The organism is Paenibacillus sp. FSL P4-0127 (assembly GCF_038007325.1).
In the GTDB taxonomy this organism is placed as follows: domain Bacteria; phylum Bacillota; class Bacilli; order Paenibacillales; family Paenibacillaceae; genus Fontibacillus; species Fontibacillus macerans.
On sequence record NZ_JBBOWY010000001.1, the window covers coordinates 1088808 to 1099753 of the forward strand.

Below are 10946 nucleotides of genomic sequence, written 5' to 3' on the forward strand. Positions count from 1 at the left end.
AGGAGCATACAGTTAAAGCAAAACCTGAATGAAAGGAAAGTGCTTATGGAGTGCACCTTAAACCTGGCGGATGGTTGCAATCTTCAATGTACTTATTGTTATGAAGGCAATGAAAAACGGAACTCGGTCTTAAGCGAAGAAGTGATGCGGGAAGCTATCGATTTTATGGTGGAAAATAACCCGAAAGAAGAAAAAATTCATCTTAGTTTGCTAGGTGGAGAACCATTATTAAACAAAAAGGTGCTCCTCCGTCTTTTTGATTATATAGATGATAAATACCGCGAAATAAAACAAAGGTTTGAGTTCGAGATGACCACCAATGGGATATTGCTCGATGACAGGATCATGGAAATCGTGAGAAATAATAACTTCAAACTTTATGTCAGCATCGATGGGGACCGTGAGACGCATAATTTAAACAGATCAAGCGGCAATAAGAGGAATTACTACGACACGATTCTGCGCAATCTACAAAAGTTAATTGAGCAAAAAGTCCAGTTTGGCGTTCGGATGACGGTGACTTGCAATAATGTACACATATTTCATCAAAATGTACTTTATTTTTACGAGATGGGCGTGAAAAGAGTTCACGCCGCTTACGATGATTTCGGAGCGTGGACACGAGAAACCCTGAACCTGCTGGATGAACAGATGGAGCTTCTGGACGAGTACTATTTAAATTCGGTGGCAAACACTCAAGATCGCCTCTTTAATTTGCATGATCTCAAGTTAACAACGTTTTTTGCCAGCAGGAAGCCGCTGTTTTGTTCGGCCGGTTCAATCGGGCACTTTACGGTAAATAGCAGCGGGGATATCTTTCCCTGCGGGTATGTACTGAACGATATGAAATGGAACATCGGAAATTTTCAGGAGGGTATTGACCGAACGAAACTAATAAGTTGTATCAAAGCGTCTGTGAAACCTTCGAACAAATGCAATGATTGCGATATCGCCTTTACGTGCAGTGGGCGAAAGTGCGGATTTCAAAATTACCGGCTGACGGGTTCTTTAAATATACCTTCGGACATTACGTGCAAACTGGAACGGATATTGTATAAACATAATTACCAAGTGATTAAAAAGATGTATGAGCGGAAAATCCCCAGATTAATGAGATATTTTGAGATTGCCGAGGCCAATCAAATTAAAATCGGAAAGACGATGGAATCCATCATCCGTGAAGCGGCGGCTGCCAAATCATAAAATAAAGGGGTATCCTACCATGTATTCAATATCGCTGGAAGTTAATCAGAAATGCAATCTGAGGTGTAAATACTGCTATTTAGGGGATAAAGCAGGCTCCGTCATGTCATTGAAAACGGCTAAACAAAGCGTAGATTTGGCATTTGATCAAGCGGTGATTCATAGGGACAAAAAAATCTGGTTTGATTTTATCGGCGGGGAAGCGCTGATCGATTTTCCTTTGCTGAACCAAATACTGCAGTATATCCAGGATAAAAATAAGGACAAGCAGTACCATGTTAAATTGTCGATGACCTCGAATGCTACGCTCCTGAATTCGGAAATTATCGATTGGTTGGCGGAAAACAACTTTGATTTAAAAGTAAGCATTGACGGAAAAAAGGACGTCCACGATCTGAATCGGGTTACCATCCATAACAGGGGTTCATTTGATGCTATTTTGAAAAACTGGAAACATGTACGTGAATATGAACGGAAAGCGGGAAAATACATCCAGGCGACCAATGTTATTACGAGAAACAATTACATGCATTACGGGGAAACCGTGAAGTTTCTGGTTGAAGAATTAGGCATCAAAATCGTTGACACGGCTATTGATTTGTCCGTCGACTGGAAAAAAGATGAGCTGACGGTCATTTGCGATGAAATAAATAAGGTATTTTCCTTTTATGAACAATGTGCCGCTGAAAGAAAAGCTTTTGGATGGAGCTTTATTAATGAAGTTTTCAGTTCCGTGGAGAAAAAGAGGAAATTTTACAGCTGCGGCGCCGGGATCATTAGCCTTTATGTCCGGACGGACGGAACCTTTTACCCGTGTCACGCCTACATGGTAGAAGAGGAAAGCCTGGGAAACGCCGATCAAGGATTAAACCGGAATAAAATTGAATACTTAAAAAATTTGAATTCTATCGATAATGAAAACTGCAATAGGTGTGAAATTTACGAAGTGTGCGGGGCAAAGGGCTGTATTATGCAAAGTTTGGAAACGAATGGCGACGTGAATTTGCCGGATCCAACGCTCTGTTATATGCAGAAGTTTAAAAGTTCTTTCTATTATAAAAATATAGACCGATTAAAAAAAATCGCCGAAGGAAGTCGTGCCTATGAATACGAACTTTAGTCCCCAAATCAAAATCGTAAAAAAGAATGGAAAAGTAATCCTGTTGAACCCGGAAAGTTCCCATTGGGTAAAGATGGATGAGCGTGTTTTTAATAAATATAGCACTCATTGGACGGTTTTTTGTGAATATTTGAACAAAAGATTCAGCCTTTTTGAGACGATCGACAAAAAACAATCGATCAATAACGTATACTATTCAGTTACGGGCAAATGTAATTTGAATTGCGATTTTTGCAGCATGAATTCGGGAACACATGTCAGCACGAAAGAGGACCTTTCCTTGGAGGAGATAAAACATACTTTGATCCCCAAAATCAGGGCAGTTAGCCCCAAAGTAGTCATTATTACCGGTGGGGAGCCTTTTGTAAGAAAGGACATCATCGAAATTTTAAAGGCCTTCAGCGATACCTTCGGAAAGGAACGCATCCTTCTTCAAACGAATGGACTGCTGCTTAGCAAAAAGCTTATCGATAACTTCGCGCAATACGTTGGAGCTGTTGAGATCAGCATAGAAAATATATTCGAACACGATAAATTGCTGAATAAGATGATAACATCGTTCAACCAGATTATTGATAACGATTGCAGTTTGAAATTTTCCTTCGTCATTAACAAGCATACCGCTCAATTTCTGCAAAGGGCGATCGCTCTAACATATAAATATAACGCAGCGTGTTTAATCAGGTTTGTAAGCGATGTAGGGCGCGCGGCGGCTTATCCATCCACTATGAGTTATTTTGAAAAGATAGATATTTATCGAAGCACGGTCCACTATGTTCTTGAGCATGAATATTTCAATGATAACATTACCAATATGTTTTTCAGCACGGTTCAGACGAAAACAGAGTGCGGCGGTTTCGGGAGAACCTGGGGAATTCATGCCAACGGTGAAATACGGATGTGTTCAAACCTTCATGATGAAAACTTCAAGATAGGGAACATTAGGGAACATACTCCTGATCAGATCACTGACCTAATCAATGTGAAGAAACAAAACGAGGAGATTCAAAATCTTTTTTTGGTAAGCAAGCGGGAGAGATGCAGTAAGTGCGATATCCAATATTTTTGTACTGGCCCGTGCGCTGCCGAAATTGTGGAAAAGGAGAAAAAATCCGAAGACATATACGGGGATTGCGAACTGAAAATATTACTGGTCAATTTTATGCTCTATCACTATGACCGTACGAAAACGAGCAAAGAAAATCTGGGCAGCTTCTTGGAATATTTGAATGACAACGCAAACGACCATTTAAAGAAGCTAGTTTTTGAATCAAAGTGAGGTACCCATTGTAATTTTATTGAGGGAAGGTTGTCTCTCTTATGCATAATGCATATATTGCTTTTTTGAACAAATACTTGCTTAAAGAAAAAAAAATTATCATCGTAGTGTTGGCTATAACGGTACTTCAAAGCCTCATTACCATCTGTATTCCATTAACCTATAAAGGGCTTATTGATCAAGCATTTCCGAAACGTGACTTTAATCTGTTTATGATTTGTGTTTCGGGTATGCTTATTTTATTTTTTACGAATTCCTTATTGAATATTTTAAAAGATTATTTGCTGGCAAAGATTGTCGAGAATCTGAGCTTTTCTTTGAGAAGAGGGCTCAACGACAAGCTCAGCCGGCTGCCCTACAAATTTTTTGACGATCATAAGTTAAGCGACATTTTATCCCGGTATAACAAAGAAATAGATACCATCAAACAAAATTGCGGATATATGACGGTCAGCATCTTCAGTAATGCGGTTACTACTGTTTTTGCTTGCAGTATGATCCTTTTTTTTGATTGGAAGTTGCTCGCCGTTTCCATGCTCATCATCGCACTATACATCTTGGTCAACAGATGCTTTGGAAAAAAAGTAAAAGAATATGCGGAAAAAACGATGAAAAGCAACGAGCAATCGATGAATCAAATGGTGGAGACGTATAATAATGTATTGATGACCAAGATTTATAATGCATTCGGTTATGTAGAAAAAAATTTTTTAAAAGCTTATAAAAGGCAATACGACCATCAGATGAAATTGGAACTGGCTTATTCAATCAATATCAATATTGGCGGTATATTGGTATACCTGCTATCGGGAGTGATATGGATCATTGGCGGGTTGGGCGTTTTTGCAAATAGATATACAATCGGAACGATCGTTTCGCTTATAAATTACCAGAGTATGCTGCTAGGGTCGACCCGGTTTTTTAGCGAATTCAACAACAGTTACCAAGGGACAGTAACAGCGATCGGCAGATTGGATGAAATTTTAAATGAAGCGGAAGAGAACGTGAAAGGTGCCCCTCCGCCTCAGCAAATTTACGAGATCATTATTGATCATGTATCTTTTTCTTACGATGTAAACGACAGACCGGTGCTTTTGGATGCCAAAGGAGCTATAAAGAAGGGAGAAATTACGGCTTTTGTCGGGCCAAGCGGTTGCGGAAAGTCAACGATAACCAAGCTGCTGCTCGGGCTGTATAAACCACAGCAAGGTTGTATTCGGATCAATCATGACAGGCTGGACGGCATGGATTTGTGTTTATTCCGAAGAAGGACGGCCTATATTCCTCAAGATTCCTTGTTTTTTCATGACTCGATCTTAAATAACATAGGCTTTGGAACAAATGTTAACCTGAATTTGCTGGATGACTACACTAAAACTATAGATTTGTACGATGAAATTATGGACTTGCCCAACAAATGGGATACGATCTTGAGTGTCGGCGGAAACAATATTTCAGGCGGTCAAAAAAAGAGACTCGATATTTTAAGGGCCTTGGTAAAAAATGCGGACATTATCATTTTTGATGAGCCGACCGCTTCTTTGGATGCGGAAAGAAGGGGCGCGTTTTTAAATTTACTAAAAGAGATAAAAAACGATAAAATCATTATTTTGATAACCCATAACACGGATGAGATGCAGTACTTTGATAAAATCTATGCCGTTCAGGACGGAACCCTTTTAAGCTTAACAAACGAAGAATGGCAAGCCAATGTGAGTAAACCGTCAGTGGTTTGCAGTTAGTCACCGTATTCTTCCCAGAAGCCAAAATACCTGTCCTCTTCCTGTCCTCCCACTTGTCCGCTCATTGTCCTTTCCATGTCCGCTTTAGGGCCGATGATGGCCGCCAATCCGAGATAAAATGATAGTGTCGAAAGATAAAAACTTAATACCGAACGGGGCTGTGAATGAGACTTTCACGGCCCTATTTTTTTCTCGCCGGTTTCAGAGGCAGCGGCAGGCATCCCATACGGGCGTACCCTCATTGCAGCGGGTGATGATACCAGGTAGGCGCTATAGAGGAAGGGCGTTCGAACAATTGTGCAATAGAAGGGACGCCGGATGGGGCCAGCCGTGAAGTGTTCTGGAAGCGTCGGCCGTTCGATGCCGGTTGAATGCTGTCCGGAATGCTGCGTCCTTGAAAATCGGCGGGAAAAACAAGCCTAAGCGAAGGCAGGTGAGCATTTGTCACAGTCGATCATGAACGACGTGGTGCAGCGGGTGGCTGCGGCGGTAGCGGCCCGGTTTCGGGATCTGCCGGTTTATACCGAGCCGAGTCCGGAAGGATTCACGGGGCCGTGCTTTTTCGTGCGGCTGCTTAAATCGGAGCAGAATCAGGAGCTGGGGCGGCGCTTTAAGCGGACCTATTCGCTTGATGTCGGGTTTTTCCCCGCGGCGGAACGCAGCCGAGAGTCCGCCTACGACATGGCGGAGCAGCTCTGCGAGCTGTTTGCGGATTTTCCGGCGGATGACGGGCTGTCGCATGGGGCGGGCATAAACGCCGAAATCAAGGACGACGGGACGCTGCATCTGTACCTGACATTCCGCCAATGGGTCTGGTCGCCGGCCAGCGAAGAGATCAAGATGAGAAAACTTCGGCAGGAGGGGAAGGTTAAAGATGGTGTTTAAGAAGAAAGCGGACAAGCCTGTGGCACCGGCGGAACGGACTTTTTCCAAGGCCCAGCTGCTGGCGGCCAAACGCTTTAGCGGCGTGGAAAAGGACATTTTGCACGTGACGCTGGAGGACGGGGCGGCCTATACGGAAGCCCAGGCCGAGCAGGCGCTACAATCATTTATCCAAAGAGGAGTGAAGGAACATGGCTAACGGCACATGGACAACGCAAAATAAAGTATCTCCGGGGGTTTACATTAATTTTAAATCGGCGGCTCGCCCGCTAGGCACGGTCGGCGAGCGCGGGGTAGCGGCTTTTCCGGCATCGCTGCCTTGGGGGCCAAGCGGATTGATCAAGCTGGAGGCGGCGACTTTTCTGCAGAACGCCTTGAAGCTGCTGGGCTTTAACGCGGCTGACGCAAGAATCCGCCACATTGCAGCGGCGATGGCGCACGCCAGCCAGGTGCTGATCTATCGGCTGGGGGCCAAAAACGCCGTAAAGGCTACGGCCGCTATCGGCAATTTGACGGCTACCGCCAAATACGGCGGCTCGCGCGGCAATGACCTGCAAATCGTCGTGCAGGCCAGCGTGGATCAACCGGACGCTTACGAAGTCCGCACGTTGCTGGAAGGCGAGGAAGTCGACGCCCAGATCGTCGGTTCGGCCGAGGCGCTCGTAAGCAATGACTTCGTCACGTTCGCGGGCAGCGGTGAGTTGACCGAAACGGCGGGAACGGCGCTGGCGGGCGGCAAGGAAGGCACCGGCGGAAACGGCGACTGGACCGATGCTTTGGCGGCTTTGGAAGCGGAGGAGTTCGACGTGCTTGGTTTGCCGACCGACGATTCCGCGCTGAAGCAGTTGGCCGTGGCGTATACAAAACGTCTGCGGGACGATGAAGGCAAGAAGTTCGTCACCGTCCTCTACAATTACCCGCAAGCGGACTACGAAGGGGTCATCAGCTTGAAGAATAGCGTGATCACCGCCGAAGGATTGACGGTGGAGCCGATTTCCCTGTTGTGGGAAATCGCCGCGATGGAAGCGGGAGCAGCCGTCAACGAATCGCTCACCTATGCGGAGATTCCGAATGCGGTTGACGTAACGCCGAAACTGACGTACAGCGAGACGATCAAGGCGCTGCAAAACGGCGAGCTGGTGCTGACGGCGGCGAACGGCAAGGTGCAGATCCAGCAGGATATCAACACCTTCAAGACATTTACGCCCGAAAAAGCCAAACATTTCAGCAAAAACCGCGTCGTGCGGGTATTGGACACGATCGCGCGGGACATTCAGCGTACTTTCGGCGCAAGTTACATCGGGAAAGTCGGAAACAACGCGGACGGCCGCAATTTGCTGAAAGGCGAGGTGCTCAGCTATCTGGGAACCCTGCAGGGCATTGGAGCGATTCAGAATTTCAACGCGGAGACCGATCTGGAAGTGCTGCCGGGCATCGACGGGGACGCCGTTGTCATCAATCTGAGCGTGCAGCCGGTGGATAGTATCGAAAAAATCTACATGACCGTCACGGTCAACTAAGGAGGACGAAAACATGGCAGGTTCTTTTTTTAATGTGAAAGATGCGATAAGCGGCAAACAGGCCAAAGCCTTCGTAAAAATCGGCGACCGGACGGAGGAGCTGTTCTACGCTAAAACGTTGGAGTCGACGATCGAAAAATCGAAAGTGGACGTCCCGACGCTGGGCAGAACGGGGACGCCGCAGCGGTCGGCCGGCTGGAAAGGCACAGGCACGCTGACCATTTATTACGTCTCCTCCTTTTTCCGCAAGCTGATGGAGGACTACGTGAAGAACGGGAACGACTTCTGGTTCGATCTGATGATTACGAACGAGCAGCCGGGAAGCAGCGCGGGCAAACAAACCGTGTTCCTGCGGAACTGCAACCTCGACAGCATCATTGCGGCCAAATTCGACGCGTCCAGCGAGGATATGCTTGAGGAAGAGATTCCGTTTACCTTCGAGGATTATGACGTGATGGAATCCTTTAACGCGATTCAGCCGACCAACTAACGATTCTTTAACGGAAAAATAAAACCATTCAGGAGGAGATTCACGAATGAGCTCTTTATCTGCTTTTTTTGCGCAAAATGCCGCCGCCGGACTGGTGGAGGAAGTTGTCGTGTCCGAACGTTTCAAGGATGAGCAGGGCCAGCCGGTCCCGTGGCGCCTGCGCAGCATGACCGAGGAGGAGAACGAGACGATCCGCAAATCCTGCCAGCGCAAGGTGAAGGACAAAGGAATGGTCAGCTACGAGACGAACACCGATGAATACCTGGCCAAGCTGGCGGTCGCCAGCGTCGTATTCCCGGATTTGAAGAATGCCGAGCTTCAGCAATCCTATCAGGTGATGGGCGCGGATCAATGCCTGCGGAAGATGCTGCTCCCGGGCGAATACGCCACACTTGTGCAGAAGGTCCAGGAGATCAACGGCTTCGACAAGAGCATCAACGAACTGGCGGATGAAGTAAAAAACTGATCGATGAGGGCGACGGCGAAACGGTCTGCGCCCTCTTCGCCCTGAACCGCTACCACTTGATGCCCTGGGAGTTCGCCGCGTTGGGCGCAAAGCAAAAGGCAGCGCTCATCGCGATGATCCAGGAGACCATCAAATCCGAGAAAAAAGCGGCGAAGAAAAAGTGAACATCCTGCCTGGAAAGAAGGTGAAGCCATGGCAACTCCAGATTCCATGATAGTAGTGTACGACAGAATGAGGAATCTGCTTCCTCAAGTCATCCAGCCTGCCGAGCAGTCGATTGTCGTCTGGGAGGCCTCCGCGCGGGCGATGAACGACAACGTTAATGTGATGCTGCAGTTCTTACAGACCCTCCAGCAAATTATATCTAGCGAATTGAAGGCGCATCGGGAAGCGATGCAGGCCACGCAAGCGCAAGAGGAATTTAACCAGGAGCTGGACGAGTCCGCCAAGAAGGGGAACAAGCTTGTCGAAGCTTTTAAAAAGATGGACCTGAGTAAGATCGCATCGACGGGTAAAGAGTTCCTCGGGCGGATCTTAAGCGACGGCGCCCAGCAGCAAACCGCAATCGATCAACTTTCCTTCAGTGCCGGCAGTCCGGGGGCGGGGCAGCAGATTTTTGACCAGACAGCCTCGCAGGCGCTGCGGTACGGGCAAGATGTGGACACCGCAATGGCCGGTACGCAGAAATTTATGTCGATAACGACTGATCCCGCACAGCTCGCCGAACTGAATATGCTGGCGATGCGGCTTGAGCGGCTTAACCCCGGGCAAGGGTTGGAAGGGGCCGCCGATGCGCTTTCGCAAGTACTGTCCGGAAGTACGGAAGGCTTAGGATCTTTCGATATTTCGGCCGGGGCGATCGATAACAGCGGAGTTCAAACGGCGGGGCAGCAGGGTAACGTGAACGGCGTCATCGCGGCGATGGATGAGCTGCTGAACAAACAGCGGATGACGCAGGCAACTTTTGAAATGATGATGGACTCCCCGGCGGTGAAATGGAAGCGGGTGGTAGACACCTTTAACTTCCAGCTCGGATCGATAGGCCGTCAGGGGCTAAACGCGCTTGGGCCAATGTTTGACTCTTTCCTGGAAGTGTTGAACAGCGATGCGTTCAAGAGCTTTATCGACGGCTTGGGGGCAGGCTTAAGCATCGTGGGGTCTTTTTTGGGCGAGGTGGCCGATGGGCTGGCGGCGTTCTTTGGAGCATTCACGTCCAACGGTTCTTCCTCTTATTTTATCGTTCTCGGAATCATAGCGGCCTTGGGGCTGATGACGATCATGCTCTGGGCGATGGTTGCACCGGTTGTGGCCCAAGCGATAGCATGGTTGGGCGTTTATTGGCCGATACTGCTCATCGCCGCCGGAATCGCCTTACTCATCGGTGTGCTGATGAATTTGGGAGTCTCCGCCCAGACCATTGTCGGTGTTATCGCGGGAGCATTTTACGGTTTTTTTGCCTATTTGTATAACCAGTTTGCACTTCTCTACAATGTAATAAGCAGCTTTGTTGAATTTTGGCTCAACGTATTCCATGACCCGGTTTATGCCATCAAAAAGCTGATCTACGATCTGGCGATGGCGTTTGGCGGGTATATGTACAATATGCTGCGCTCCGCGGAAGACTTCGTCGAAGGTTTTCTTAAATCGTTCCAGGGCGTAAAAGGATTGGCAAACGGCTTAATCAAGGCGTTTAATAAAGTGTCCGGAAAAGATGTCCCGAAGATTGATGACTGGAATTTCCATCGAATCAGCGATGGGGTACAAAGCTTCATGAACGGAATACCGGCTCCGGAGAAGCCGGATGGTGTCATTACTTTAGACAAGATGCAGTATAAGAATCCTGCCGAAGAGGCTGAAAAAGGCAGCAAGAAAGCAGTGGAACAATTTGATAAGCTTGCAAATAAGACGAATTCCTTGACCTCCGGCTTCGGGAAAGACCAGTCCCAAGATGCTCTGATTTCAGGCTTGGGAGGCGGAAACATCACCAACATCGGCAGCGTCGGGAACGTCGGCAGCGTGGACCGTGTTAATGAAACCGTGGATATTTCCTCGGAGGATTTAAAAATGATGCGTGAGCTGGCCGAACTGAAAAATATCCAGAATTACGTTACCTTGCAGCCGTCGATCAGTTTCGGGGATACCCATGTCCGTCAGCAGAGCGACATCAATACGATCATTGCGCATATCACAGAAAAATTAGAACAGGATATCGTCACCTCGGCGGATGCTGTCTATGGTTAGTAG

The 10946-nt window shown here is 47.4% G+C and carries 10 protein-coding genes; all 10 read left to right on the forward strand.

What is annotated here, in order from left to right; all coding sequences use genetic code 11:
* The first annotated feature begins 45 nt into the window (after window positions 1-45).
* The gene (locus NYE74_RS04845) at window positions 46-1203 is read left to right on the forward strand and encodes a radical SAM/SPASM domain-containing protein (protein WP_036618698.1); all 1158 of its coding nucleotides are present in this window, start codon (window positions 46-48) and stop codon (window positions 1201-1203) included.
* Window positions 1204-1222: 19 nt separating this feature from the next.
* Window positions 1223-2323 (forward strand): radical SAM/SPASM domain-containing protein, encoded by a 1101-nt coding sequence (locus NYE74_RS04850; protein WP_063836290.1) that lies wholly within the window; start codon window positions 1223-1225, stop codon window positions 2321-2323.
* Complete coding sequence (locus NYE74_RS04855) at window positions 2307-3602, forward strand: radical SAM/SPASM domain-containing protein (RefSeq protein WP_036618700.1); 1296 nt, start codon at window positions 2307-2309, stop codon at window positions 3600-3602. Before NYE74_RS04850 ends, NYE74_RS04855 begins: the two co-directional genes overlap by 17 nt.
* Window positions 3603-3643: 41 nt before the next feature.
* Window positions 3644-5344, forward strand: coding sequence for an ABC transporter ATP-binding protein (locus tag NYE74_RS04860; RefSeq protein WP_051985180.1), 1701 nt, complete (start codon window positions 3644-3646; stop codon window positions 5342-5344).
* Window positions 5345-5785: 441 nt separating this feature from the next.
* On the forward strand, window positions 5786-6229 hold the full coding sequence (locus NYE74_RS04865; protein ID WP_124332340.1) for a phage tail terminator family protein: 444 nt from the start codon (window positions 5786-5788) through the stop codon (window positions 6227-6229).
* Window positions 6219-6425, forward strand: coding sequence for a hypothetical protein (locus tag NYE74_RS04870; protein WP_036618704.1), 207 nt, complete (start codon window positions 6219-6221; stop codon window positions 6423-6425). Before NYE74_RS04865 ends, NYE74_RS04870 begins: the two co-directional genes overlap by 11 nt.
* Window positions 6418-7746, forward strand: coding sequence for a phage tail sheath family protein (locus tag NYE74_RS04875; protein WP_036618706.1), 1329 nt, complete (start codon window positions 6418-6420; stop codon window positions 7744-7746). The genes NYE74_RS04870 and NYE74_RS04875 overlap by 8 nt, the downstream gene beginning before the upstream one ends.
* 13 nt (window positions 7747-7759) lie before the next feature.
* Entirely contained in the window at window positions 7760-8236 is a 477-nt protein-coding gene (locus NYE74_RS04880) for a phage tail tube protein (protein WP_036618709.1), read from the forward strand.
* A gap of 46 nt (window positions 8237-8282) precedes the next feature.
* Window positions 8283-8702, forward strand: a complete 420-nt coding sequence (locus tag NYE74_RS04885) for a phage tail assembly chaperone (RefSeq protein ID WP_036618711.1) — start codon at window positions 8283-8285, stop codon at window positions 8700-8702.
* Window positions 8703-8894: 192 nt separating this feature from the next.
* Complete coding sequence (locus tag NYE74_RS04890) at window positions 8895-10943, forward strand: hypothetical protein (RefSeq protein WP_278738234.1); 2049 nt, start codon at window positions 8895-8897, stop codon at window positions 10941-10943.
* Window positions 10944-10946: the final 3 nt, after the last annotated feature.